The sequence below is a fragment of the Limosilactobacillus panis genome, assembly GCF_019797825.1.
GTDB lineage: Bacteria > Bacillota > Bacilli > Lactobacillales > Lactobacillaceae > Limosilactobacillus > Limosilactobacillus panis_A.
Genome location: NZ_CP081855.1, coordinates 933,077 through 959,186, shown reverse-complemented (window position 1 = coordinate 959,186; position 26,110 = coordinate 933,077). Strand labels below are relative to the sequence as shown.

The window sequence follows — 26,110 nt, the reverse complement described above, 5'->3', positions numbered from 1 at the left end:
ATCACACCTCCTTAATTCAAATAAACAAAGCGGAAATGGAACCGGATATCCACGTTGTCATAACCGTAGATTTTAAAGTGGTTCCACCCCCGTTTTAAGCGAATCCAAGCCAGGTTAGATGAGCCGTTGTCGAGTTCACCATTCTTGTAAACTGACAGGTTATCCCAGACTAATTTGTCTTCTGGTTCAAGCGGTTCAGTGTACACGATTTCATCACCGGTGGTTTCGTTGACCATGTCAAATTTTCCATGGAAACCGGTCACGATAATTTGTAGTGGGTACCGCTCAACCGGGTCAATATCAATGTCACTCGCATTATAGATATCGAAATTATGCGTATTGACGTAGTGATAATGCAAGTCAATACCATTCGGTAGGTTCATCCCGTATTGCCACAGGTCTTGATCGTATTCCATTAAATCATCACTGTAAGGTAGTGACCATTTCACACCACTAGGGTTTTCCCACGGAATAGTGAATTGAATGTAATGGCTACGGTCTTCCGGATTCTTAATCGTAAAATTTCCTGCACGGACAAACTTTACAATTCCAGGCTCTGCATCAGTACGAATTCGATACAACCCCTTTTGCATGAAGAAGCGAGCAATTTCGTGTTTCTTCATTTTGTAGTCATACCAATCACCATAGTGCAAGACAAAGCGGCTATTGATCGTATTCATCCCCACTTGTGAGTATGAGTACGCCTGACCGTCCATAATCGCATCGTTAGCATAAGTATTAGTTAGCACTGCATCTGAATCATCATCAAGGAAACGTAGTCCGCTGGTGATATCCTCAGCATCAATTTCATCGCCTTCTGGAGGCTTGATAAACAATTTTGGCCAGTTATATCTGATATTATCAAGTTTTAAATCTTTTCCAGCCAACCGATCACCTCCTAATTTCTAAATGATTGAGCTTGTGCAAGACTAATGTCACGAGCTTCACGACGATAACGGCGGGTTGGGTTATTAGCTGAATCAGTGACACCAATCAGTTTGTCAATTAGACTAAGCATCGTCTGGTTCTGTGCCAGCAAAGCGTCAAACTTTTTCTCCAGCTTCGTCAAATCAGCAGGAGAAGAAGAATTGCTTGACGTATTTTCAGTGCCAGCGTAGTAATTGACCACCTGCTTCATAAGCTGCCATGCCCGGCTGGACTTCATTGAGTCAAGTGGAATCGCCATTTCAGCCCCTGCTTCACCAAAAACAGATGGCTGAGTAGCCAAACCGCCTTCAGCAAAGTGTGGCCAGAAACTATCACGGCGACCACCCTGCGGTCCAGAATGCAACCAGTCGATTTTAGAGACACCACGAATGATCGTTGAGCCGATGGAAGCCAACCAGTCCGTGTTGTTGAAGAAGGCTAGTAGTTCATCAAAGGCATTCATCCGATTACCGTGACCAGGCAGTGCATACTTGGCAAAGGTACCAGGTGTGTACTGCAAAATACCGGCAGCCTCATTACCGCCGGAGTTAACATCATGAACTTGCTGAACAACATTACGTCCGCCAGATTCACTCATGATTACTTGCCACAGCATACCAAAGAAGCCGTCTGACGGTTTGACCTTGTTGATAGTAGCAGCGGCCCGCATCATGTCTTGCGAAAGAGCCTTGTTTTCAAAGGAATACAGGAAATCCGTGATTGTATGACGAACCCAGTGCTCCATGTTATCAGTGATCTTGTTCCATTCACCGTGAGCTAGTTCACCCCAGTGACCAATTTGTGAGTAGTCACCACCAACAGCATTTTGGACAACGCCCTTGATCTTCTGGATCGGTTCTTCCAGGAAGTCTTCCATAGAGCGGAATTTTTCACCAAGGCCACCCATTGCATCTCCAAAATGGCCAATCCAGTTTTCAAGGTTACGAACAAATCCGCCACCAGCGAAGTGTTGTACACCAACGACACCACCATCAGCATAGTGTTCAATGCCAGCGGCGTTCATAATTCCTTTGGTTTCATCACCGTTATAGACACGAGTACCAACAGGGAGCATCAGCGTTGCATTGCGTTGCTGGCTCATCCCCCATGAACCATCTGGAAACTGCATAAGCTCTTTCCAGTTACTGCCGGGACCATCATTAACAACGGATAAGGAACGGTGGACAACACCACCTTGAGCAAAGTGAACCTTTCCTAGTTTTCCAATACCGGAACCATGCCCGGTAAAGAAATTCCAAACAGTATCAATGGCACCAATTCCACCATTTATAACGCTAATTACAGCATTCATACCATCTTCAGCAAGGTTTTTGATAGCATCCCAAATTTTACCAAAGAAATCTCTTAAACTACTCCACATACTAGTCCAGGCACCATTAATGCTTGCTAAACCATTTTTATGAATTTGTAAATGTGAAGCAGTGCCGCTAGTCGATGTGTCAAGAATATTCTTCCACATGTTTGAGTTGAACAGAGCAATCCGGCTAGACATCGTTCGGTGCTGTGCCAATTTCTGACGAACACCTTGACGGGTCAAACGGTTACTGCGGTTCCAGCCCTGAGTTACGTAGCGACCTAAATTTCTCCAAAGTCGTGAATGCAATCGATCAACTAATCTGGTATGTCTTTGATGTAGCCGTTGCTGCTGTTGGATACCACGACGCGCAAAGCGTAGGCTACGGTTCCAGCCTTGCTGAATTGTCCGCCCCATACGCCTCCACATTTGCTGTACAGCACGTTGTTGTTGACGCGACGCTTGAATTTGCAACCGAGTCTGACGACGAGCAGCCTGCTGCTGGCGACGGCTGATATTGCTTAATCCGCGTTGAGTATTACGACCCAAACGATTCCATTTTTGACGACTAGCCCGTTCCTGTTGGCGAGAGGAACGTTGTTGCTGACGTACCATGTTTTGGTGGCCCCGTTGCCAACTACGAGTCATAGTAGAAATATGTCGTCCAGCCGTTCTGGCCATGTTACCAAACCAACGGCCGACTTTACCGGCCATCGAACGAGCACCAGCAGCAATACGGTTGCAGAATCGCCGAAATTTTGCGTTGTGTTGATACAAAGCTTGAAATCCCATAACTACCAGGGATAAAGCACCAGCTGGTCCACCAATCAAAGAGAGACCAGCGCGTGCAACAGTAGCTCCTCGGGCAACCAGTGTCATACCACGCATTGCATTTGTTCCACTGGCCATCGAACGAGCACCAAGCCGTGTCAGATTAGTCGTTGCTTGTGCTGTATTAGCAGTAGCACGGACATTGACATTTTTCGGCACCCGTTGAGCTTTTCGTTCAACGCTGTTAAGCCGCTGATTAGCTTGCGTAGTCTCAGCAGTAACTCGCGTTGATTTTTGCTTAGGCACACGATCAAGGCGATTACTGTAGGCTTGCAAGTCACGTGTGGATTCTGCACCATCAACCTGAATCCGTGTAATCTTCCGTGTTGGAATATTACGCAAGTGGCCAGAGAATGCTCGAATTGCCTGACTAGCGACTTTCAGTGTTTCAAAGCCCTTGATACCAGCTTGCAGTGTCCGTACGGCTCGTGAAGCTAAAATCATGCTAGTGATTAAAGCAGCACTAGTTTTCGGGAACCGAGCCATTAAGTTTAAAACAGGTAGCAGCACTTTGGATAGGTCGGCAAACACCGCAATAAACAGCTTAGCCTGGGCAGCTGAACCAGTCTTAAAGGCCCTAAAGAAATTAGCAATTTGAGTATGGTGAGCGGCAACAATGTCGCCAAACTGACGAACACCACTAGTCAAGTTACGAATAGCATTATCCATAAGTTTAGTAGCACTAACGTTATTACCACCGAATGCTTTGATGATTTGATTCATCGACCTGGCCATCTGATTGCCTAAACGTTGAAATTCAGTATCAGTTGACTTGTCGTTTACCCATTTTCTTACTGATTGTAAGAACGGGTTACTGATCTTCATAAATGGACGAGTAACGTCACCAATCAGTTGAGGGGTACGAGCTCGAATGGTACGGAAAACACCGAAATATGAGTTCATCATATTCTCGGCAGCTTTCTTGTACTTGCCGTTCCCTAGTGATTCAAAGACATCCTGCAAGTCCTTTGAAGTGATCTTGCCGGCTTTGGCCATTTGACGCATTCCCGCAACCGTTGTGTGGAAATGTTTTGCCATCGCTTCGTCAATCATTGGGAAGTATTGGCCAATCTGGTTCAATTCACCCTGGGTGATTTTACCAGTAGCCATACCGTGAACCATATCTTGTTCGACGGCCTTAATCTGTTCGCCGTTCAAACCGACGGCATCAGCCATGTTAAGCAAGGAACTGGTCATACCATCGGCCTGCGACTTACTAGAATTCAGGTGGTAGAAACCTTGCTCAAGTTCGTTAACAACATCAACGTTTTGACCCGTAGCCTGCGCCATCTTGTTGATGGAGCCAATCATTGGATCAGCTTTACCAGCAGAACCGGTTAAAGTCGTCCACGTTGCCAGCATCTTGTTCTGTTCAACATTGTATTCCACACCGGAACGAATCAGGTCGCCCATTCGAGCACTTATAGAACCTAAGGCATTGGTAAAAAGATTAGCCGCTACCGTAGCTCCGAAGATGCGCCCAAACGTGGTTGATACCCGATTAGCCTGACCAGAAATGCTATCCAAGCGTGCAGATAGGTTGCCTAACCAACCAGTCGGTGTCCGCCGCATGGTTTCGTTCAGTTGATTGATCTGGCTACGAGTATTCTGGATCTTAGTTCCCAGGTCTTGCACCCGAGCCGCCTGCTTCAAATACTCCGTAGACGTTTCACCCATTCGTGACCTAGTAGAATCAAGCAATTGAACTTCCGAACGCTGAATCGTCCGCAAGGTGTCCAGACGAGACCGCAGGTTATTAATCTCTACGGTCATCGCTTGGTAGTTCTGTCCTTCTGAGCGAAGACGTTCAGCAGTAGCAGAAGCCAGTGCACCCTGAGCTCGCATAGTAGCGTTTAGTCGGATAATCCCGCTATTTTCTAGATCAACCTGTTGAGCTGCACGTTGTTGTTGAGCTTGTAAACTTGCTAACTTAGCCTTCGCCCGGTCAACTTCCTGGCCGTATTTTAGAAATTGTTCGGCAGACTTAACGGTACCAGTGTCAAGACTATCAAGCTGTTGCTTAGTCCGCGTGATAGCTTCATTAAGCTCTTTATACCGCGCCTGACCTTTTTCAGTCGTAGTGTCGAGCTTATCCATCTCTTCACGATACTCATTAAGCTTTGACCGAAGTTCAAGGTACTGGTCAGCAGTCTTCTGGTCGACGTTATTCATCTCAGACTGCTTACGCTCAAGGGCTTCAATCTTGTCACGTTGAGCACTGATAGCATTACCCAGGCCCTCATACTTAGCCTTAGCAGCACCGGCATAGTCACCGGCAGCCCGCATATTAGCTTCGTTGGCCTTCCACGCTTGAGTGGCGCTGTTTACAACGGTAGTCAGGTTACGGACTGAAGTACTAGCTTCAACCATATCTAAGGCAACCTTAGTCGCCATAATATTACTTACTTTAGCCATTATTTACCTCCTTTCCGTCGTGATTGCGCAGTACGAATACCCATAATGGCACTAAGCGGGTCAACGGCACGATCATTTTGACCCTTAGCAGACATGACTTCCGACATCCGGTAGTAGTCCGTTTCATCAAAAGTATCGATTGACCAGCCGAAGTTAGAAATAGCCTGTTTTTCAGCAAAGTCAAAATCTTCTAGTCGATTTTTTAATTCCCACTCACGCGCTTTCCAATTTACTTTTTTGGGTCTTCACGTACCTTTTCCGTATCAGCTTTGATTTGTTCATCGCTCATTCCCATCATCCGGTCGCAGATATAACCAACGGCCGACATGGTTTCTTGAAAGTCCATGTCGTCAAGGGATTCGGCCTGCTTCTTAGTAAGCTTCAAGATGTTCTTCATGAAAGACTCGGCTTCATCAATGACAGCAATCTGCGTGCTAAAAACGTCAGTAGCGTCTTTATCAGCCGTGTTATTCATCTTGGCAAATTCAAGCTGCATCTTTAATGCACTCCGCGCAGCCTTGTTACTTGCCTTAACATCAAATTCCTTATCAAAAAGCTTTACATAAATTTTCATAGACTAATCCTTTCTAAAAGCCGCCCTTACGTACTGTGTATTTCGATGGCGACTAATTGACTCTAATGACTTCAGGAGTTGCTAGTAGGCGTAGTTTAAGAAGCGGGGTTGCTAGTAGGCGCAGTCGAAGAAGCAGTATAGTTAGGGAACAATTCCTTGAACATATCATCCTCAGACTTCCAGTCAGCGTCTTGAGTAGAGTACATCCGATACAAATCATTGATATTCGGGTCATCAATAGCCGCGAAAGTCATTTGATCAGTAACAGGCGTCTTCTTGGAGTCCGTATCCGTATCGAGCTTCTTATCACCCATCAAAAAGTTACCCGATGGGAAGGCAAAGTAAACAGAGTCGTTAGTAGTCATAGAAGGTGCCTGAACAATAAAAGCACCGATCGGCTTAGTATCAGCCATTTGCCAACCAGCCCCTTGTTTTTCCATCCCAACCAGCTTGGCCAAAATATCAAGCGGCAAACTGTTAATAGAGATGGTAACTTGTGGGTTCAGTGGGTCAGCGTATGAGAATTGTACGATGTTGTTACCAGCAACCTTTTCAAGCTTTGAACCATCAAGCCCCTTGATTTCGGCACTAGCTACACCTAAAACGTTGTGGTCCAGTTCATAGATACCGTTTTGAGATAGGCCGTCGTCACCAGTCAGCAAGTTCTTACCGTCTTGTGACTTCAAAGCAACCCAGGCCTTTTTAATACCGTGAAGTAGCATGTAAATCCTTCTTTCTTTTAAAACCAAAAAGAGACCACTAAGCAGTCTCAATTTCAAAATAATCAAAATAAAAAGTAGCCGTTAACTGCTGAGTATTAGGATCAACAGTGTGGCCACGATTGTCAATCATCACCCATCCGTTTTGGATGAAGAGATGCTTTAATTTCGTCTCAAACTCGTCAGGGTCGTCCCCATCGAGTTTGTAGTATATTTGCACTTCAACTTGCTTATCTTGAGCATGAAAGTCTCCATTGCCAGGCAATGCTAAGTCTGCCCGTACGTCAGTGATCAGTGCTACAGTGCGTGACGTATCATCAACCTCTTCAGCAGGAAGGTTGCTAGTGTACACCGCATCAAGCGGGCTGTCTTTCATGCCTTGCATAAGCTTCTGCGCACGTAAAACAGCGAGCACTAGTCATCATCCTTTTCATTTAGCAACTTCTGATAAGCTTCACTTTCTGCCTGCAAAACAGCAGTGGAAGTGCTGTTATCCTGTACCAGGTTTGTAACAAAGTGATCGGCCGTATAGCCTTTGTACCCGTCATTTAAGCGCATCATGTTCATCGCATGATACCGATTATTCCAACCAACGGTGCTAACTCCGTTATGGTCACCGTCCACGTCAGACTTCATCATGTCGATGTTATCGGCCGCATGGCCGTAAACTTTATCATCGTGGTTGGAATAGTGCTTCTCACGGGTAGTTTGTTGTAATTTGTCTTTAAATACTTCAGCGCCGGCGGCAGTAATCTTTTCCTGTTCTTTCGGCGTTAGGTCAGTACTGATACTTTTAACCTTCTTCAGCCATTGCTGGAGAAAATCATCCATTTCAACTCCGTCGGCCATTAGCGCCACCTCCACCTTGCGTGTACTTAGTAAGTGTCAGCAAGTCATAGGAAATATAGTCATCCTGGTTAGCCGAAATATTGGTGATTGAGTAAGTCACCCCATCAGCTAATTTGACAAGCATCGGTTCCTTGACCTTCGGGTTGTGCCGAATGGCAATCACTGTTGAATGCTCAAGTGTTGAACCAGCGACACCATAGCGTTGAGAGAGTGTGAGGTTAATCTTTGCATAATGCAAAGTAAATTCATCAACGAACCCCATCACATTGACGCCCATCTTGTTTTGGTGACTCTTGATTGAACCAAACTGGGCCTTGTGACGCATCCGATACAGCGGATAGCGATAGTTAGTTCTTGCCACTACCGTCACCCACTTCCTTTTCAGCAAAAGTATCACGCAAGCCACGCAGCTGACCAATGATGCTATTCATTGTTAAGTCCACTTGGTAAGCTTGCACGTCTGACAAAGCTAGTCGGTTTTGGTAATAAGTACCAGCTAGAGACATGACCGCTAGTGTGACCAGTGAAGAAACGTTGGCATCACTATAAAAGCCGTTCACGTCCTCGCCAACAGCGTTATGAACAAAGGCTTGAGCGGCTTTGATATAGGAGTCAAGGAGCTGATCATCACTATCATCATCGAGATAAAGCATGTCACGAACTCGTGGTACTAGTGGGTCTAGTTGTTGTTCACCGCTCATAGTCAGTCACCTCGTTACTTAGTTGTGGTTGCGCCAGAAGTTTCTGGAGTAGTAGCCTGTTGGTTTTCAACAGCCTTGAATGAAGCTACAGCGTAAGCGTCACCGTCAACTTGTTCTACATCGAACCGGTCGATAACACGAATCTTAGTTTCATCGCTTTCAAAGGCACCGCCACCGATGTTAGTAGACAGCAGTGACATGTTTTCACGATCAAACAGGGTTACGGCTTGCTTGAAGTCACCGTAGTAAAGTGGGTGAGCACCAGATACATCAGGTAACCAGCGGTCAGCAACAACCATTACAGGCTTGCCACCGATCCGATATTGTTCTGGGTTAGTAACATCACGCTGGATCATGTAACGGCCTTGAGCGTCCTTAACCTTAGCCAGAACAGCGAAGCCAGACTGGTTAGTCACGAAGCTTGAAGTTGCGATGATTGCAGGGTCAAGGGTGTTAAGTTGCAGGTCTTTGATGTCGTCGAAGTTAGCGATAGTTGGCTTCTTAGAAGCAGTGTCCAGAACCTTCAGGATTTCTTGGTTCCGGGTTACGACAACCTTGCGAGCAATCCAAGTGGACAGCCATGACAGGATATTTTCTGCAGTGTCCTTCAGCAGAGTGTTAGTAACGGTGGTGATACCAGCGTACCGGTGAATCAGGTACTTGATAGTCGTCAGTTCTGGATCATCGTTGTCACCGATCTTGGCAGTTTCATCGTCAAGGTTAGCCAGAGGCTTGATTTCAGAGAACTTTTCGTATACCCGAGAGCCAGTAGGTGTAGTAACCCGTTCAACGTTGACCAGGTTCTGCAGTGAAGCATACTGACGGACCAAAGTGTGAATGGTAGTTTGAATGTCGTCTGGAATGGTTAAACCAGCGTTACCAGCATCGGTCTTACCAGTAGTAACCATGTCCTTGAAGTCCCGTACGAACTTGTCCTTAAGGTCGAGTTGCTTGTCGTTCAGAGGCTTCTTGTCTTCGTCCTTCATACGGTAAACTTCGTTGGCCCGTGCTTCGTCCAATTGTTCCTTTAAGGTGTCGCGTTGAATCTTAGCGTTGTCACGTTGCTCCTTGAGGGCCTTGAATTCGTCATTAGGTTCAAAGTCGTCACTAATTGTTTGAATGGCGAGCTTGTTGTCCAGATCAGCCACCTTTTGACCAGCGGCAATCCAGGCATCATTGATCTTATTGATATCCATAGTGATTATTCCTTCTTTCCAAATAAAATAGCCAGCTTCTGGTCACGCAGACTAGGAGTTGACTTTTCTTCAGTATTAACAGGCTTTTCAGCCTTGTTTTCCGGCTTATCACTTCGTGACTTAGCCAAAAGCGTTTTAATCTTACTAATTGCATTGTTGCTAATGACTGGTGTACCAACCGCATTAATAAGTTGTGGTTGCTTAGCACCAGTTGAAATATTATCAGCAAAACCTTTATCAACGGCGTCTTGAGCAGTCATCCAGGTTTCGTTCGACATTAATTGCAAGATGTCATCACGATCCATCCCTGTCTTTGCTGCATAAGCATTAACAATTGATTGATCGGTAACATCTAACATCTTAGAGTCGTGAGCGAAATCATCGGCATTGCCTGCTGATACAGTTGAAGCCTTATGAATCATCATTTGAGAAGTTGGTGACATATTAATTTCATCACCGGCCATTGCGATTACAGAGGCAGCAGAAGCAGCAAGCCCCTGAATATTAACCACAACCTTGCCAGAGTAAGCCTTTAACATGGTATAGATTTCAGAAGCAGCAAAAACACTACCACCACCACTGGCAATATCAACTTCCACATCGCCATCGCTATTGTTTAACGCATCTTCAACGGCGTTAGGGCTAACGTTGTCATACCCTAACCAGTCGTAAATTTCAGCGTCATCATTGCTAACAACAGCACCCTTAATCTTGATCTGGGTCATCGTTCTCACCTCCCTTCGCTGAATCATCATCACCAGAAACCACTTGCACAGGTTGTACTTGTGTAGTTGGCTTTTCTTTGTCCGGCATTTCATCAGGCAAGTAATTGGCCTGTTGTAAAATCCATGTAGTTTGGTTAGCACCAAGTGTGCCATTCTTTTGTAGCGTTGATAGTGTGTTAGCGTAGTCATCACCAAGCGGATCAACAGCCGGACGCAGGTCCAAAGTAATATTAGCGTTCAGCTTATCGTTCAGTTCTGACACAATTGGTTTAGCGAACCGTGACAGCGACTTGACGTAAGCATTACCCATCATCTGAATAGACGATTGCTGGTCACCTTGACCGTTGATAATGCTGTCAGACACGCCATAAACCTTCGCAATTTGTGCTCCTGTCCAGCTAACCTGATTAAGCAGTTGGGCAACGTTGGATTTAACCTCTAGTGGCGTGTAGTCTTCCAAGTCATCCAACACGATTGGTCCGTTCTGTGAGTCTGATGTCTGCTTCATAAATTTACGTGAACGAGACGCCTTCTCCTCGTCACTGAGCAATCCTCCATGTTTGATCGATAAAATACCCGGAGCAAGGATAGAACGCCCCAGAGCGCTTAATGTGAGCTTATTTGACTGGTCCTTAATCTGCAGTTCGTTACCTAAGGCGCTCAGCGGACTAATTCCAGTCTTCCCACCATTTTGACTAAGCAGTCGAATGTGGATTATGTCAGATTGCGGAATAGCTTCCATGACACCCACTTCCGGTTCATCGAACGTGACGTTATAGATCAATCCGGAACCGTCTTCCAAAAGAAAAGGAGTAACTTGCGAAGGTCGCAGATACTCCCATGTCATGTCTGTTCCATTTTGGTTCCGCCAGCGGTAGGCAAAGGCTTCACCTCCCAGCAACAGTTGGGCAAACATCGACTGCCAGAAAGCATGCGCATTACTTGTCTGCGTAGGATTATTAAGAATCCCCTGGGCACGTGGTGCATCCGCTTTGAGCTTCCCATTGGCTAGGTCAGCACTTAGCTGAAAGATGATTGAATAGATATCCGAATTCTTCAGCGCTGTTCGTGCGTCAACGTACTTGTCACTGTCATCCGGGTTGAGAAAGTGCAAAATATCGGTATCGTCTGCGATTGTCAGCCCCGGGCTAACTTTTTGGTTAAATAACGGCAATTACATTCACCTCCTTTCGCTATTGAAGGGTGGACGCAATTCGTTCGGTTAGAAAACCAAGCACAATAAGACCAACAGCAATGCTAAAAATGCCAGCCATAAAACTAAGAAGAAAAAAGCCCCAGACCGCAAAGATGATTGCAGCTAGGAAGCAGATAACGTCAAAGTATTTCCATATAAACTTAAAAATGTTAGTTATCAAGTAAACCACTATCCTCACTTTCAAACCACTTTTTAACTTGCTCGGCCGTCATCCGGTCAACTTGCTGACTTTTATCGTTAGCAATCCCGAAGTCTTCAAAGTGGTACATGCCTTGATACAGGGCGTCAATGATGGCATCGACCACATCAATCTTGAGCGTAGCCTTAGCCTTATCAACTTGGATCCCGATCTTATCTTCGTAAATTTCAGCGTTGATCAACGCCTTTTCCATGATCTTATCGTCTAGTCGGCTACAGTTGCCTTCAACGAATATCTTCTGCAAGAACTTCGTTGGGTCCTTAAGCTCGCTGGTCCGCTGACGAATCGCTTCAAGTGGGAAGTCGGTGTTGATATCCATTTGCTTGATGGCATTAGTGGCACCCCACGCGTCATAACCAAAGAAAATAACGTGAAGGTTGTTTTCTTCCACATAAGTCAATAACCAGTCATATACCTGGTCGTCATTAATCAACCCCTGGGGATGGCTGGTAATCGTGCAGAAGCCTTTCTTAACCATCTGGCGGTAGTCAATCCCGTCCTGTTTTTCCTTTGCCTGAATGGACCCAGCCTTTTCCCAAGGAATAAAGCTATGCTGCTCAATATGCCACTTCTGTTCACCGTGTTCGTCCTGATAAGGATAAACAAAAGCAAAAGCCGTGTTATCGGAGAACATTGAGTAGTCAAAACCGATATAAACGTCACGACCTCGAATATCAAAACTCGGAATAATTGCCCGTTCAATGTCTGACAACTTCAAATAGCTATTAGTAGCTTCTTGTAACCAGAGGTTCAGGTTCTTGTTTTGAAAATCGCTAACTGTACCGGCCAACATATCAGAGTCCCGTTTATCACGAAGCCCGTCTAAGAGCACATCACGCTGGCTAGGCAAGTCCAGTAAAGGATTCGACTTAACCCACATATCTTCCTTAAAAGTTTCGTCTAGGCTATCCTGAGCCCAAATAAGGCCTAACGTCCGGTCAGCTTCCCGGCTAAAGTCTTTTTCCATCGCTTGTTGAATAATTTTCTGGTCATCGTGGAACGGCACCGAGGGGTCAGGATAAGAAGTAGAAATTTCAATGTATTGATGATTAGGCTTCTTAATTTGACCAGAAACAATTTTCTTGGTTCCTTCACGACTATGAATATTACCAATTTCATCAAAAATTGCTGTCGTGAAGTGATACGAATCATATTTACCAGCGTTAAACGATAGTGGTCGCAAGTTGTTATTAAACTTCCGCATTGATACACCAGTATGTTCGTGAATTACAATGTCGTCTTCCTTGGCCAGCCTAGCAAACACCGGTTGCTCATCAAAAATCTTTTTAAGCATATCGGTGATATAGCCATACAGTTTCCCGGTTTGATCATAATTTTCCGCTGTAACTAGAAAATCCTGGTTAGATAGGCCCATCGACTCAATCAAAAACGAGTAAACCATGTAAATTGCCATAAGGTAGGTTTTCCCTTGACCACGGGCGACCGATAAAATAACTCGGGTGAACCGTTTCAGGCCGAGATTATCACGCCAGCCAAAGAGCATTCCAAAAATAAATTGTTGCCAAGGCATTAGCACAGTTGGTTCACCAGTATCAACGTTCGGACAGATAGCAGCGAACTTTAGGATTTTATCAACTTCGTTCATGTCATAGTAAAAATCAAACTTATCGGAGTTAATCCGCTGTAAATCCCGCAGGTGACGGAAGCAAGCCAGTTTCATAAGATAGCCAGTCGTCACCCTTTCATTTAGCACGTCAAAGGCGTACTTAGTTGCTGGGTCAGTGTATTCCTTCTCAACGTCACTAAAATCGATGTTGTGATAAGCACCGAGAACGTCATGGCTTTGCGTTAAATCAATCATCATACCACACCAGCTTCCTTAAGCTGCTCAGCAACCGACTTCTCTTTCTTTCGACTGGCAATTTGCATGAGCTCCTGCCGCGCCTTAGGTGAGAGACCCAGTTGCGAACCAATTGCCTTCAGTTGCTTCAAAGCATCGTTCATCGTTGAAACAGCCGGGTTACGTCGGAACCCAGTGAAGTCTTTACCGATTACCTCACCGGCTGAGTTCTGCACGGACTTAAAAAGCTTGCTCTGAATGCCATTTTTGCCTACATCTTCATATGCTATCCGGTATAGTTCGTACTCGGTACAATATTGTTCAACCAGTGCCGTATCGATTCTTTCCACACGGCTTGTTGACTCCAGGTAAGGAACCACTTTACGCCAGCAAGACTTGGCCAGCGTGCCTAAATAAGCCGGAGGATTAGCCGGTAATTGGCCGTCGTTTTGCTTGAAATAGACTTGTTTTGGCATCAAATGCCTCCTTTCGCTCGTGTTTAGCCCCGGTATGGCAAAATTTTTGAAAACGTTGCTCGCGTTTACGACGATTGAAATGTGTGCGCTCTTTCCGCACTGAGGTAGGGGGCGGGGGTATGATTTTTTATGGTTTCATTTCGACTGCTTAATTTTTCAAACTAATTTTGTTGTTCTTCAATGATTCAACAACTGTCAATGGTGCAGTCCATTCATCAAGCACAACGACATCTTTTGCTGTGCTGACCTGCTTTTTAAATTCAGTTCGAATCTTTTCCTTAGTATCTTGGCTAACAACTCCGTAAACTCCAAGCACCCAAAGATTAATCGAACTAATATAATATGATTTCATTTAGTTATCTCCATTCATTAGTATTGCAATCTTATTGACATCAAACACTTCATTTACATTCTTGATGTGATTACCAATGCCTGTGCCATAGTATTGATGTTCAAAGTCAGTCTTAAGCCGGTGACACTTGCGACAGATGACTGCTAAGTTATCAAGGTTTGTCATTAGTGATAAGTCATATTCAATCGGCACGATGTGGTCAACAGTTTTGCTGTTAGGTTGTCCACAGTATTGACAGATATAATGATCACGGTCTAAGGTTCGTTGCCTTAGCTCTTGCCATTGCCTTGTCCGATAGAAGTTATACTGCTTAGACTTAGTATCATTGCGATACCTAGTCACTGTATTGTACTTGCGTTGGTATTGTTTGCCGTGTGCTCGTGCCCACCGTTGTCTATTAGCTAGGTACTCTGCTTCATGCTCAAAGTGTTTAGTGCAATAATGATTAGGGTACTTAACCATCGCGTGACAGCCAGGCTGTCTGCATCTTCGATACCTAGGCATCAGTAATCACCATTTTGTATAACCGCAATCATGAATGCCACGATAAAGAATAACAACCAGATGCCAGCCAGGATGATTGCTGGCAGGAACACCAGCCACCAACTCCAGCTAATCAATCCAACCAACTTAGCGGCTACGAACAGTGCTGTTAGTATGATTGCTAACCATTGCATTATGTTTGCCTCCCTTAGTTCTCTTCTCCTTCATTGTTCTTTCAGCCCGACAAAGCATAAGATACTCTTGCTTGGATGCTACCAAGCCGAATCGTTTAGTTTGAAACATTAGCGTTCACACCACGTTTTATAGATGAAGTAACAGATAACCATCAAAAAGATGAACAGAATAGTTTTTCCAATCATATGTATCTCCTCCAAACAAAAAAGCCAGCCGTTAAGCTGACTAATAAATATATTTAATTAGATTGCCGTGTTTATCCACAACAATCGGTGTCGATGTTGGCTCTGATCTTACTTCAAGATAATTTTTGCAAATCCATTGTTTATCTCGGCGGCCCCTGTCATAAATCCGTCTAAATTCTAACTTTGGTCGTCTTGGATCATATAAATAGTTTCCGGCAAAATACCAGTCACGCTTCAATGGCCCTTGTCGTTGTGAGACAGCTGTTTCATCTGCTGCCTGACTATCAATTTCAAATACAAATTTAAGCCACACCATCAATGCTGATATTGTTGGATCTATATCAATGTATGTTGGTGTTGGAAACATATTCCAGTCATAAATCCATAATTTCATTATACCCTCCAAATAAAAAAAGCCGGCGCTAGGCTGACTTGATTAATGATTATTCAAAGTTTTCTTCATAAATATCACCCGAAGTAATAATGCAAAAAGCCCAGTCAAAAGACTAGGCCAGTGTGCTAAGAATTGTAAAGTAGGTGCTTTTCAGCTCCTTCATTTATTTTTTCTGGCCTTATGCGCAATCCCGGAATCGAACCGGAACGGCTGCCCATACTGACATTAAGGTTTGACCCACCGGAATACCAAACTTACGCAAAAGGCTAGCTTCGACTATGAAATGTGGAAGGGGCGCTTTCACATCCTTTCCTTTACTTAGCTAGTCTTTAAGATGAGCAGCAGGAATCGAACCTACTTAGGTGGTTTTAGAAAGATACAATTTTGGCCGGTTTATCTTATCAGGTAGTAAGTTACTAATATCATTAAAAAGGAGTTTATCTACCTAACCGCCAGGTGCTCATTCAATGCTTAATTATTTGTCGGATCAATTGGAGGATTCCTAACTTTCCGACACTACTATATTACATTACTAGATAACCTGTTCGTAACCTGCTGACGACCTGTTTATGACCTGTTCATGACCCGTTTTTGAAAACCAGTAAGTTGGGGATGATTTGTTTATCCACGTTGAGCTCCCAGGCCTTCCGTTCTATACAGTCAGCCAGCTCCAAACAGGCTTTCTTATCAGCATTGTCATAGGTTTCATGACCATATCGATTTATTAATGGCCGAATTCGATATATCTCCAGCCTTTCGATATAGCGCTTCCGAATTATGATCTGACTTACTAAACAGCAGCCTTCGATTGCCTCCTCAACTGCCCGATTAGCTTGACTATACTCAGTAAACATCATCATCATATTTTCCGATGAATTACCAAAGCGACTGCCATGTACACCAGTGACATCCATCTGTGGTGATTTTAAGCCATACTCACCAGATCGCCGCTTAATCGTGGGATAATACTTATCCTCATTGAAAAAATCCCTAACGTTTTGAATTGTTTCAGTTTTATCAATTTCTGGAATTAACCCCACAATCAGCACTCCTTACTTTAACCCGACGCAAAAACCCGTTGTCCTAGTTCCACTTTGATATGGGGTCGTTACGTCAATGTAGACTAAACTTTTTTGCTTATTAATATGAGCCGTCACCTCGACATCGTGACTGACATCATGAAAGATTTCTTTCATAGTTTTTTCTCCTCCGTACGCATAGCATGACCACTCGAATTGGCACCTGCAGTAAAACTGAAATGTTTTTTGCTGAAAGATGATAGTCAAAATACATCTGTTGGATTCGTTTCCTTTTAGCTGACGATAGCTGGTAAGCCTTAGCTTCTTTATATATCTCTGACAATCCCAAATCACTGTAAATATAATTTCGCATTGTTTGCGTAGTACAACCCTGTGATCTGCACATTTCATAGAGGTTCCAGCCCGCCTGCAACTGCTTAAAAATCATATCGCGTTTACTGATAAGCTGTTTTCCAACCGGGTAATCTTTCCGATCAGTTGCCGCTTTACGAAATTTCAGAATAATTTTCATGTCAGGGTCAGACATAGATAACGCATCTTCAAGTCGGCAACACCGCGACTTCATAAATTCATCGCCTAAGCGAGTTTCAAGCCGGTTAAGGACTTGACATATATCGTATTTATTAACATAATCAGTCATCATTCGTCCACCTCCTTGCATTCACCAGGCAAAACATCGGAGATGACCTTCGTATTGTTCTGTACCTGTAAAGTAAAGGTATTAGTCAAGTCGTTCTTACCAATCACGTTAACGTACTGGCCATGATACATGCACCGACCACCAAACAAGAACAGGCTAGTTAGTTGTTTATCAGTCATTAGTTATCCTCCACAGGTATCTTCATCGCATCAATTGCCAATGCAATGAATGGTAACGATTCTTTAATAGTGTTTAACGTTTTTTCAGTAAATGCTGTTTTGGGTCCATAGTCGATACGGAAACCGTCATCAAAACTTCCAATTTGGTTTACCCATATTGCTTCACTTTCTCCACGCTGTTTCAACGCTTCTTTTTTCGGAAACACGCATAAATAATATTTCCTTTCAGGAAACCGTTCCTTAACGGGCGTATGAAGGAATTCTTCAATCAATGCTGATAAATACTCACGATCTGCCTTCTTCCAATACAGACTATTGCTTGTTGCCCACGTATCAATTTCAATAAAGTTGGTTGCATCTTCTGGAATGGAAAAAATGCCCATATTATTTGGCGTGCCAATTACAATTCCTTTTTCGACATCTTTAGCCCGCATTCCATCATGTTCGTTTATTTTTTCGATAAATTCCTTAATCTTCATCTTCGCTGACCCCCTAAAAAGGCAACTCTTTATACGTTGTTTTAACGTGCTTTAGAATTCCGTCAACATGTTTGTATTCGTGAAAGGTTGGTTCAGGTTCCCCTATATGCCAGTAATATGCACTTAAAGGCTTTTGGCCAGGTTTTAAATCTGTTTCCCAGCCATATAGATTATGCTTAATTTCATACCATTCGCCTTTTGGATAATCTTTGCCAATTGGAAACCACCGATATGCACAATCATAACCACCATCGTATTCGCCATTAACATCAGGTACATCGCTACCTGCGGGCCAGATTTCCTTAGTTGGTCTTGATTCATACCATTCGCCATCAATGTTCCTGACAATTTTATGAGGAGTTGCTTTATAGCCCCTAATTGTCTTTGGATAAATCATCTTCGCTTACCTCCCGTGTATAAAGTTCTTCATAATTACGCCCTCCAGTCAGGATAACCATAGCCGACTAATTCTTCGTCAATAGTTTTAATAGCATCATCCACACTTCTTGCACAGCAATGGATTATGTGATGTTTCGTTAGCATCTTGTGAAAACGAATCTGGTCTTGCCTTAATCGACCTTTTTCGTTTTTCACTTCGATGTAACAAATTTTTCCGTTTGACCACTTAAAACAGTACAAATCAGGGTGTCCCTTTGGTAGTCCAGTATCAAACCAACGCCCGTCAGCGGTTTTAACCTTGCCCACGTTACTTCGAAATATTGTACACTGGTGTTTCGATACGGCCACCATAATGGCTGATTGTATTGAATGTTCGCTTAACATTAAAAATGAACCCCTGTTTCTGTGTGATCACGAAGCCAATGTGCTTCAGATTGAAATGGTCTTCCGGCTCGTTGCCATAGCACTAACTGTGCTCGCAATGCAGTTGTAGTTGATTTTTTTCGACCAGTCTTGTGTCGTTGCAATGCTAATTGTTTCAGTTCCTCATCACTGAGCTGCTGCAATTCTTTAATCGTTTTAGTTTTCATTTTATTCCTCCACACGGACATCTCACCTGTCCGGTAGTCTCTGGTCACTGACTCAATTTTGGGCGGACAGTTTGGGCAGACATATTGCTTGCTCCATTCCTTGTATATCAAGGGTTTGAACTACTTTTTAACCACATGGGCGGACATTTTTTTAAAGAGTTTTATATATATCTTTTTTTATTTTATATATATACTTTTACTTTCTTTATCCGCCCATAAGAAAAAAGTAAAGATAAATACTAGAGCCCCAAGGGATCGCGGGTTTTATTTATCCGCCCGTCTTATCTGCCCAAAACATAATCAAGCGTTATTCAAAAAATTAGTTCGTGAATCTCGCCTAATCTGTAAACCAAGATAATAACGATTTCCACTTTTCTTATATTTGAATTTCTTCCGCATCTCTCTTCCAAACTTTTGCTTAGGCATTGAATATTCACCGGATTCGTTTGCCCATTCACGATATACGTTAAATAGTTCTCCAGCTGGTGCCCTGTATTCATCCCCAACTTCACATTTTTCGGAAATAAAGTAAGAAATGACATCCATTTCGTCTTTGTATTCTTGACTGGCTTTTGTAACAATTTCCGGGGGATTTAGTCCTTCGGTTTGCCACATCATTGCCCCTTGTACAATCCAATTGAGAATACCTGCACCTTCACGTTGCAATTTGTACTTTAGGTCTTTATCAACTTTCTCTTTTGGAATTTGTACAGTAAATGGAATTAACATGATTCGCCGCCAGATGCCTTCGTCTGTTCCACGAATTAATGGCTTATGGTTGGTTGCCATCCACAATTTAAATTCAGGATTAAACTCAAATTCATTACCGTAGAGGTGACGAGCAACAATTTTGTCACCACCGGTTAATTGCTTTAGCAGTCCTTCATCTAATCGACTACCTTCGTTAGCTTCACTAGAAATAACCAATCTTGCTCCCTCTAAACGTGCAATGTCAGAGTTAGCACCACTATTGTTCTTGACCATAATGGAACTAACATTCATGGTTTCAGCGTAAGTTCCTAAAATATCAGCAATCGTATTAATGAAAACCGATTTACCATTTCGTCCGTTACCGTACAAAATAAACATCACTTGTTCTTTGACCGATCCGGTAGCTGAATAGCCAACCGCTTTTTGAATGTAATGGATTAATTCTTCATTATCATTAAAGATCTGATGAAGAAATTCATCCCATTCTGGACAATCAATATTGTCGGTATATTCTGAAGCTGTTTGTTGACTAAACATTTTTTCACGATCATGATCATATAAAACGCCACTGTTTAAGTCCACATAGCCTGACTTGGTATTCAGTAGCATAATTTCCTTGTCAAACTGATCGTGGAGGACTGGTATGTGGTGTTTAACTTCTTCAAGCATGTTTTTCTTACTCCGGTTGCTTCTCGATTTAGCGAGGAATTTTTGCCATTTCTTTTCGACTTCCTCTTCATCAACACCCGGTGCAATGTTAAGCACTTCGTTTTTCATATTGCTGATTACACTATCAGCACATTTCTCAACAATACCAGTTTGGTCTGGCTCCCAGTAAGAGTTGTTGTAGTAATAGAAGCATTTATCGATATACGAATACTTAAAGTTGTCACCGTACATGTCCATAAAGCGTTCAGCATTTCCCATATCATCCCATGAACGTTGGGGATGTTTCTTTGCAGATTTGTCATTGTTGAGAAAAGATAAATCATAATTAAACTCTGGCTTACCATGTGGGTTAAACACATCCGATGTTTCATTGATAGCTTTATTTAGTAAGGCAATTCCATAAGTGGTTTTTCCACGTTTGCTATCAAACTTGGGACGCATTAAGCTTGATTCACGAAAGATAGTATCCATTTGATTGAAATCACGGCCAGTCCAAAATGCTAGGTCATTAGCAAACGCCATATCAGCTTCAGATTGACTGGGATAGAAATCTTCCCAGCCACCTTCCATGAACATCTTGAAACGCTTGCCGCTTGATGATTTTTCCGCTCTTGAAACGACTTCATCCAGTGATAGGTCATTCGTAGTAATTTGTGGAGAGTTCTGAGGAAATGGCATTACCTTGTCATTACCGAAATAATGAGTATACAGTTTCGCCATTTCTTCGTGGTCCAGTGATTTAATCGCTGGGTGGTTATTCAAGGTATTTCCTGTCAAAGCGAAGAAACGACCAGATTGGTACATTTCATAGTTACCTTTACGCCGACGATTGCCCGGTATTTTACCTTTGAAAATGCAGTGAATACCTTCGCCAGACATGGATATTTCCATATAGCTACCCTTGGTTAGCTGATGGGCTTTATTAACATAATTCTCGGGGTCGTTGTCCCCTTCTTTTACCTTTTCTAGTTCGTCAGCAATGTGGTCAATATCTAGTCCCACATAACCATTAGCAAAATAGAATGCTAATCCGTCTGCTTGCGGATATTTATCAATGGCCCTTAATGCTGTATCAAAATCAGACCATGTACTGGAATCATTAGATTTACCGTCTTTCCCATTCCAAGGATTGAGAGGTATCTTTGTATACTTATGTCGTTTCTCTACCCAGATACGATGAAAGATTCCCCACTGTTTTAACTTGCGTAATTCTTCGGGAATCGCTTCGTATGCCATTTTCTTCACCTCTCTTATAGTTAAGTAATGGGCATCCCACCCACCTGGTGTTTTACGTTCACTGACGACCGCTAGTTGTTAGAACGGCAGCGATTCATCATCTACTGCTGTGTCGGTAGTTGGCACAGTTGGTTGTGGATTATTTTCTGGCTTGTTTTCTGACTTGAAGTGGTGTTGAACATTTGGGAATTGCGTCTTTGCCCAATCCCATGGAGCTGGGCGGTTCTCTTTGCGCTTTTCGTTGTTGTATTCTGAGGTAGTTACTTTAATGTGAATACGTACAGGTTTCTTATCCATGATTTTGAAGAAGTCTTCAATTGAATTAATTTCGGTTCCTTCTGGAATACCAGCAGCTTTCATAAAGTACATAAAGTTGTTCAAATCATATTGATTGGTCTTGCGGCGTTTCCATTCATTAACCCACATATGACGGTTGTGGTACTTGCCGTTGGTTTCAGGCAAGGCAGCATCTAAATCATTGCGAACGATAAGGTCGAACTGTACTGATTCGGCACCAGATTTAGTTGCGTTTTCTTGCACCGAATTAATGATGAATTCGTAATCACCTGCTGGTAATGGTTCGTTGCTGTTGTTAGTAGTGTTTGAGTAATCTGCGGTTAAAAATGACATGTTATTTTCCTCCTAAAATTAATCTGGAATCGGTAAGTTGTGATCAGTTAGCCATTGGTTACGATAAGCAAGGGTATCTGGCAAAGTGCGAAAATATTTTGTATGCTTTTTCCCGTTAAGAGTTTTATGAAAGAAAAAACTGTTTCTTGATTTCGAAATATATTTGTGGCCCACGCTATTACCTACGCCTTGCTTAGGCTTAGGTAAGGAACCGTTTGACAAGAAATTTTGTAGAGCTGTCCTGTATGCTTCTTCTGCTTTATCTTTTGTATTGAAACTACCTAACCCATACTTTTTTCCTTTTAGTCTTATTTGTGATCTCCATTTTTTAGCATTTTTGGCGAAATAAATGCCTTTTGCATTTTTGTGTTGAGCTTCTCTAGTTAGCTGTTTAGACATCATTTTTCCTTTTTTGATGTCAAAAATATTGAGCTCTTTTACTTCTCCGGTAATTTTGTTTCGAGCTACGACCATTCTTTGCGAGCGATAGGTGTTAGGCGAATCACCAATTACCTTCCAATACTTGCTTTCAAAACCATCATAGTTTTTGCGTTTGTAATTGATTTTTCCAAAGTTTTTCTCCCAGCTTTGTCTTTGCTTAACAGCCTCTTCTTTGGTGTTGAAATCCTCGTGAAACTGCGTACGTACTCCTCTTTTTGCTCCTCCGTAGGTCGCCGTCCATTTCTTTCCATGTTTGTGTACGCCTTTCATGACAACATCCCCCTCTTCTTAGCCTGGACATATGCCCAACCAGGTTTGTATCCCCGTGCCTTAGCAATCTCATATAGATCTTCAACCGTTGCTGCCTCTTCTGCTTTCATCTGTGCATACCTCGCTTTTTTGTAGTCAGTAACAAACTTAAACTGATCAATCTTCACGATTTCTGCATCACGCTCTTCTTTCATTCCACTGTTTTCAATTGGAATTTCAGCACCACAAACCGGACAAGTCTTGCACTGTGCAGGAATGACTGCGTAGCAAGTCGGACACGTCTTGATTGGTTGACCCATTGCGTTGGCTTTTCGACGTTTCTTGCGTTTACGGTCTTTCAAAGTCCAATTGTGCGGGGACAATGGCAAGCCGTGACGGTAGCAATTGCCAACGTGATCAATGATGATTGCCTTCTTATCAGGCACATAGCGCATGCACCGCATTGACTGTTGAATATCTAGCACCAACGATGCTGTAGGCCGAAGCATAATGACACATGAACAGTCAGGAACGTTGAAGCCCTCTGAGATTAGATCCACGTTGCACAGAACCAGGATCTTGCCGTCTTTGAAGTCTTGCATGATCTTTTCACGCTCTCTCTGTGGCGTTTTGGAATCACAATGGACAGCTTTAACACCAGCGTCACAGAATTTCTGTGCTATTTGAGCGCTGTACTTTCGACTGTGGGCATAAAGAATTGTTTTACGACCGTTGGCTACTCTCTTCCATGTCTTGACGACATCACCGAAGATGGTTCTTCCCAAAGCATCATCGATTGACTTATTACTAAAATCACCGTTACTAGAGAAGTGAAGCTTGTCAGCATCTGCTAAATTGACGGAATAATAGGTATACGGTGCAAGTTTTTGATGGTCGACCAACCACTTAACGGTTGGCCCTTTAACCATTGCAGAATAGATGTCTGCAAATCCTTTGCCGTTCATCCGCCACGGGGTTGCTGTAAATCCTAACCTTGGAACATCATCAAAATACTCATAGATTTTTTGATAGGTGTTTGCCCGACTATGGTGACTTTCGTCAGTAATGATTAAGCTTGGTTTAGGAAACTTACCTAATCGGTTTTTAGCCTTACCGACAGTCAGAATCGTACATTGGTTTAAATTCACATCTTGCTGTCTAAAAGATTCTGTAATCTGGTCAACCAATTCTTGCCGGTGAACGATGAACAATACTCGTCCACCCTTCTTAGTAGTCAATCGAGCAATCTCTGCAATGACAATAGATTTCCCTGAGCCAGCGGGACTGACAATTAAAACCCCTTGATTCTTTTCAGCAAGTTTTTGCCGTGCCTCATCAATCAGTTTCTGCTGATAATCATATGGTTTAAGCATTGTCATCAAAGTCAAACAGCTCTTCAACCTTGCATCCCTTTCGATCATCCAAACGATTCTTTGCATAGGTATCGATTGATCCTTGGAGAATGCATCCCCGCTCACCGCTTTTCGGTTTCTGAATCAACCGGGCTACTACATCACAGTTGCCCATTAAGTAGTCCCGTGCAGAATCTCGTAAATCGGGGCCATATTGATTGAACATTTGCCCACTTGGGTCCGTCACTTGAGATTGCTTCTCCCAGGTAGTAACTAAGATGTTTACGTCCCAGCTGAATGCCTTTGAAATAAAGCGAATCAGCCAATTAGTGAATTCTCCAAAGTGTTGTATCTTATTGTCTAATCCGCTCTTAGACTCTTTAGCCATCTCAATGAACCAGAGTTTTTGCAAGTTACTAAGATTATCGATAACTAAGTTGTCATATTGACTAGGGTCAAACTCACGAACGAATTCGGATAAATCTTCAATTGGCTTGGCAGGGTCTAGTTCCCAGATGTCAGTTCCTTGTAACTGTGAAATACGCTTATAACTTTTATCCAGGCTTAATAGATATGTTTTACCTTTCAAATAAGTCGACAGATAAGTTTTACCGACCCCAGGGACACCGTAGACCAGCCAACGGTAATTCGGCTTAGTTTCTTCATTCCAATTAACTTTTGGCATTGCTATACCTCCATTTGTACCCGTAAGCAGTTTTAATTTTGCCCACGCAACACTTCTGTATGCTTGATGCAAAGAACCCTAGTTGACGTTGTATTTCCATTGTTGAAGGCCAAACTTTAATTAGCTTCCCTTTCAAGTCAAATTGCTGAGTTGATTTTGCAAGTGGGCCATTTGTCAAAGTCTTTGACATTCTTTCTCGATAACCGCCGTAATTGTTGTTGTATTTCGCATTACACCATTCAAGGTTATCAGCAGTATTGTTCACTTTGTCCTCATCTTTATGATTTATTTGTGGCAGTGAATTGGGGTTGGGAATAAAGGCTTTTGCTACTAAACGGTGAACTAATGCAGTCTTTTTACTTGAGCTTTTGGACAAATAGACTACTTTATATCCTTTATGGTTAGTTCCTTGTCTCAAGATCATTTCAGGAAAATGTCCTATCCTACCATCTTTGTAGTAGACTTCTCGAAATAGGCTCTTAACCCTTCCCAGATTGCTGACTTGATATAGCCCTTCGTAGCCAGGCACGTCTTTCCACGCCTCTTTCATCGAATAGTCACCTTCCGATTAGGCTTTAGATGTGCACCCGGAACGTTTTCACCGTCTTTTAACGCCTTGTAAACGGCCGACTTGTCAACGTCGAACATTCCTTGATATTTCTCGTAGTTGCGGTACTCAGTTGGGATCTTGTCTTCATCATCGATGACCGTTCGTTGCTTATAATTGCGCGGTTTTAAGATGTAGTCATCAGTGTGGACTTCCTTCAATTCTCGGTCGTCGATGGCACTGGTCAGATAGGTCATTAGGTTGGCCCGCAGATTTTTACGGTAGGTCAGTTCATCGCTGATTGACCGCTTCTTTTTAGTAAGGAAGTCAACATCAGCATCAAGGGATTCAATCCACTTTGCGATATTGTTGACCTTCTCAGTCCAGGTATCATCAATGCTATCCAGGGTATCAGCTAACAACGTAGGGTCTAAATCTGTACGATCAGCAAGCTCTTGGTACTGCTGTCCTAATTGAAATAGGTTCATTAATCATTCACCTCCGTGTCTTTCTTAGGCATTTGCCACTTCCAGCCCATGTATTGAGTGATTTTATAGTCAAGTTGTTCCTGGTTGCAGAAATATCGGTCTACTCGCTGTAAATCATCAATGCGCAGTTTGTAACCATCAAACATAATTTTTCTTAGACGGTGCTTATAATCGCGAAATCCTTCCGCTTTTTTCAAATTTTCATTCATGTGTTATAATTCT

Annotated in this window: 33 protein-coding genes; all 33 read right to left on the bottom strand. The window is 43.0% G+C overall.

Annotated features, from left to right (window positions below; genetic code table 11):
* Positions 1–11 precede the first annotated feature (11 nt).
* The 33 genes from KZE55_RS04650 to KZE55_RS04490 all read right to left on the bottom strand — a co-directional run bounded on the left by KZE55_RS04650 (position 12) and on the right by KZE55_RS04490 (position 26,097).
* Complete coding sequence (locus KZE55_RS04650) at positions 12–887, bottom strand: phage tail domain-containing protein (protein WP_222259655.1); 876 nt, start codon at positions 885–887, stop codon at positions 12–14.
* 11 nt (positions 888–898) lie between these two features.
* A complete protein-coding gene (locus KZE55_RS04645; RefSeq protein WP_222259653.1) occupies positions 899–5,488 on the bottom strand; it encodes a tape measure protein in 4,590 nt (1,529 codons plus the stop codon).
* A gap of 229 nt (positions 5,489–5,717) precedes the next feature.
* Positions 5,718–6,062 (bottom strand): phage tail assembly chaperone, encoded by a 345-nt coding sequence (locus KZE55_RS04640; protein ID WP_222259651.1) that lies wholly within the window; start codon positions 6,060–6,062, stop codon positions 5,718–5,720.
* Between the two features lie 95 nt (positions 6,063–6,157).
* Positions 6,158–6,784: a phage tail protein gene (locus KZE55_RS04635; RefSeq protein WP_222259650.1), complete on the bottom strand. Its 627-nt coding sequence runs from the start codon at positions 6,782–6,784 to the stop codon at positions 6,158–6,160.
* Between the two features lie 37 nt (positions 6,785–6,821).
* On the bottom strand, positions 6,822–7,196 hold the full coding sequence (locus KZE55_RS04630) for a DUF806 family protein (protein WP_222259649.1): 375 nt from the start codon (positions 7,194–7,196) through the stop codon (positions 6,822–6,824).
* A complete protein-coding gene (locus KZE55_RS04625; protein ID WP_222259648.1) occupies positions 7,196–7,630 on the bottom strand; it encodes an HK97 gp10 family phage protein in 435 nt (144 codons plus the stop codon). Before KZE55_RS04625 ends, KZE55_RS04630 begins: the two co-directional genes overlap by 1 nt.
* On the bottom strand, positions 7,614–7,991 hold the full coding sequence (locus KZE55_RS04620; RefSeq protein ID WP_261313306.1) for a phage head closure protein: 378 nt from the start codon (positions 7,989–7,991) through the stop codon (positions 7,614–7,616). The genes KZE55_RS04625 and KZE55_RS04620 overlap by 17 nt, the downstream gene beginning before the upstream one ends.
* Complete coding sequence (locus tag KZE55_RS04615) at positions 7,978–8,331, bottom strand: head-tail connector protein (RefSeq protein WP_222259647.1); 354 nt, start codon at positions 8,329–8,331, stop codon at positions 7,978–7,980. The genes KZE55_RS04620 and KZE55_RS04615 overlap by 14 nt, the downstream gene beginning before the upstream one ends.
* A gap of 14 nt (positions 8,332–8,345) precedes the next feature.
* On the bottom strand, positions 8,346–9,527 hold the full coding sequence (locus KZE55_RS04610; protein WP_222259646.1) for a phage major capsid protein: 1,182 nt from the start codon (positions 9,525–9,527) through the stop codon (positions 8,346–8,348).
* A 5-nt stretch (positions 9,528–9,532) separates the two neighbouring features.
* A complete protein-coding gene (locus KZE55_RS04605; RefSeq protein WP_222259645.1) occupies positions 9,533–10,252 on the bottom strand; it encodes a head maturation protease, ClpP-related in 720 nt (239 codons plus the stop codon).
* The gene (locus tag KZE55_RS04600) at positions 10,233–11,426 is read right to left on the bottom strand and encodes a phage portal protein (protein ID WP_222259644.1); all 1,194 of its coding nucleotides are present in this window, start codon (positions 11,424–11,426) and stop codon (positions 10,233–10,235) included. The genes KZE55_RS04605 and KZE55_RS04600 overlap by 20 nt, the downstream gene beginning before the upstream one ends.
* A gap of 19 nt (positions 11,427–11,445) precedes the next feature.
* On the bottom strand, positions 11,446–11,637 hold the full coding sequence (locus tag KZE55_RS04595; RefSeq protein WP_261313305.1) for a DUF1056 family protein: 192 nt from the start codon (positions 11,635–11,637) through the stop codon (positions 11,446–11,448).
* A complete protein-coding gene (locus KZE55_RS04590) occupies positions 11,618–13,492 on the bottom strand; it encodes a terminase large subunit (RefSeq protein ID WP_222259640.1) in 1,875 nt (624 codons plus the stop codon). The genes KZE55_RS04595 and KZE55_RS04590 overlap by 20 nt, the downstream gene beginning before the upstream one ends.
* Positions 13,489–13,944 carry a phage terminase small subunit P27 family gene (locus KZE55_RS04585; protein WP_222259638.1) on the bottom strand — a complete coding sequence of 152 codons (456 nt, stop codon included), beginning with the start codon at positions 13,942–13,944 and terminating at the stop codon, positions 13,489–13,491. Before KZE55_RS04585 ends, KZE55_RS04590 begins: the two co-directional genes overlap by 4 nt.
* A 148-nt stretch (positions 13,945–14,092) precedes the next feature.
* Positions 14,093–14,296 carry a hypothetical protein gene (locus KZE55_RS04580; RefSeq protein ID WP_222259636.1) on the bottom strand — a complete coding sequence of 68 codons (204 nt, stop codon included), beginning with the start codon at positions 14,294–14,296 and terminating at the stop codon, positions 14,093–14,095.
* Positions 14,297–14,800: an HNH endonuclease gene (locus KZE55_RS04575; RefSeq protein ID WP_222259634.1), complete on the bottom strand. Its 504-nt coding sequence runs from the start codon at positions 14,798–14,800 to the stop codon at positions 14,297–14,299.
* The gene (locus KZE55_RS04570; RefSeq protein WP_222259632.1) at positions 14,800–14,973 is read right to left on the bottom strand and encodes a hypothetical protein; all 174 of its coding nucleotides are present in this window, start codon (positions 14,971–14,973) and stop codon (positions 14,800–14,802) included. Before KZE55_RS04570 ends, KZE55_RS04575 begins: the two co-directional genes overlap by 1 nt.
* Before the next feature lie 226 nt (positions 14,974–15,199).
* The gene (locus tag KZE55_RS04565; protein ID WP_222259630.1) at positions 15,200–15,553 is read right to left on the bottom strand and encodes a hypothetical protein; all 354 of its coding nucleotides are present in this window, start codon (positions 15,551–15,553) and stop codon (positions 15,200–15,202) included.
* A gap of 578 nt (positions 15,554–16,131) precedes the next feature.
* Positions 16,132–16,593 carry an ArpU family phage packaging/lysis transcriptional regulator gene (locus KZE55_RS04560; protein WP_222259628.1) on the bottom strand — a complete coding sequence of 154 codons (462 nt, stop codon included), beginning with the start codon at positions 16,591–16,593 and terminating at the stop codon, positions 16,132–16,134.
* A 136-nt stretch (positions 16,594–16,729) separates the two neighbouring features.
* Positions 16,730–17,236, bottom strand: a complete 507-nt coding sequence (locus tag KZE55_RS04555) for a hypothetical protein (protein ID WP_222259626.1) — start codon at positions 17,234–17,236, stop codon at positions 16,730–16,732.
* On the bottom strand, positions 17,233–17,412 hold the full coding sequence (locus KZE55_RS04550) for a hypothetical protein (RefSeq protein ID WP_222259624.1): 180 nt from the start codon (positions 17,410–17,412) through the stop codon (positions 17,233–17,235). The genes KZE55_RS04555 and KZE55_RS04550 overlap by 4 nt, the downstream gene beginning before the upstream one ends.
* On the bottom strand, positions 17,412–17,891 hold the full coding sequence (locus tag KZE55_RS04545) for a hypothetical protein (protein ID WP_222259623.1): 480 nt from the start codon (positions 17,889–17,891) through the stop codon (positions 17,412–17,414). The genes KZE55_RS04550 and KZE55_RS04545 overlap by 1 nt, the downstream gene beginning before the upstream one ends.
* Before the next feature lie 13 nt (positions 17,892–17,904).
* Positions 17,905–18,288, bottom strand: coding sequence for a hypothetical protein (locus KZE55_RS04540; RefSeq protein ID WP_222259621.1), 384 nt, complete (start codon positions 18,286–18,288; stop codon positions 17,905–17,907).
* Between the two features lie 35 nt (positions 18,289–18,323).
* Positions 18,324–18,674: a VRR-NUC domain-containing protein gene (locus tag KZE55_RS04535; protein ID WP_222259619.1), complete on the bottom strand. Its 351-nt coding sequence runs from the start codon at positions 18,672–18,674 to the stop codon at positions 18,324–18,326.
* On the bottom strand, positions 18,674–18,880 hold the full coding sequence (locus tag KZE55_RS04530; protein WP_222259617.1) for a hypothetical protein: 207 nt from the start codon (positions 18,878–18,880) through the stop codon (positions 18,674–18,676). Before KZE55_RS04530 ends, KZE55_RS04535 begins: the two co-directional genes overlap by 1 nt.
* 300 nt (positions 18,881–19,180) lie before the next feature.
* Positions 19,181–21,496, bottom strand: a complete 2,316-nt coding sequence (locus tag KZE55_RS04525) for a phage/plasmid primase, P4 family (protein ID WP_222259616.1) — start codon at positions 21,494–21,496, stop codon at positions 19,181–19,183.
* 78 nt (positions 21,497–21,574) lie between these two features.
* Positions 21,575–22,126, bottom strand: coding sequence for a DUF669 domain-containing protein (locus KZE55_RS04520; RefSeq protein WP_222259614.1), 552 nt, complete (start codon positions 22,124–22,126; stop codon positions 21,575–21,577).
* 18 nt (positions 22,127–22,144) lie between these two features.
* The gene (locus KZE55_RS04515) at positions 22,145–22,837 is read right to left on the bottom strand and encodes a hypothetical protein (RefSeq protein WP_222259612.1); all 693 of its coding nucleotides are present in this window, start codon (positions 22,835–22,837) and stop codon (positions 22,145–22,147) included.
* Positions 22,834–24,189, bottom strand: a complete 1,356-nt coding sequence (locus KZE55_RS04510; protein WP_222259898.1) for a DEAD/DEAH box helicase — start codon at positions 24,187–24,189, stop codon at positions 22,834–22,836. Before KZE55_RS04510 ends, KZE55_RS04515 begins: the two co-directional genes overlap by 4 nt.
* On the bottom strand, positions 24,182–24,853 hold the full coding sequence (locus tag KZE55_RS04505) for an AAA family ATPase (protein WP_222259610.1): 672 nt from the start codon (positions 24,851–24,853) through the stop codon (positions 24,182–24,184). The genes KZE55_RS04510 and KZE55_RS04505 overlap by 8 nt, the downstream gene beginning before the upstream one ends.
* Positions 24,840–25,403: an NUMOD4 domain-containing protein gene (locus KZE55_RS04500; protein WP_222259607.1), complete on the bottom strand. Its 564-nt coding sequence runs from the start codon at positions 25,401–25,403 to the stop codon at positions 24,840–24,842. Before KZE55_RS04500 ends, KZE55_RS04505 begins: the two co-directional genes overlap by 14 nt.
* Positions 25,400–25,888 carry a siphovirus Gp157 family protein gene (locus KZE55_RS04495; protein WP_222259605.1) on the bottom strand — a complete coding sequence of 163 codons (489 nt, stop codon included), beginning with the start codon at positions 25,886–25,888 and terminating at the stop codon, positions 25,400–25,402. Before KZE55_RS04495 ends, KZE55_RS04500 begins: the two co-directional genes overlap by 4 nt.
* The gene (locus KZE55_RS04490) at positions 25,888–26,097 is read right to left on the bottom strand and encodes a hypothetical protein (protein WP_222259603.1); all 210 of its coding nucleotides are present in this window, start codon (positions 26,095–26,097) and stop codon (positions 25,888–25,890) included. The genes KZE55_RS04495 and KZE55_RS04490 overlap by 1 nt, the downstream gene beginning before the upstream one ends.
* Positions 26,098–26,110: the final 13 nt, after the last annotated feature.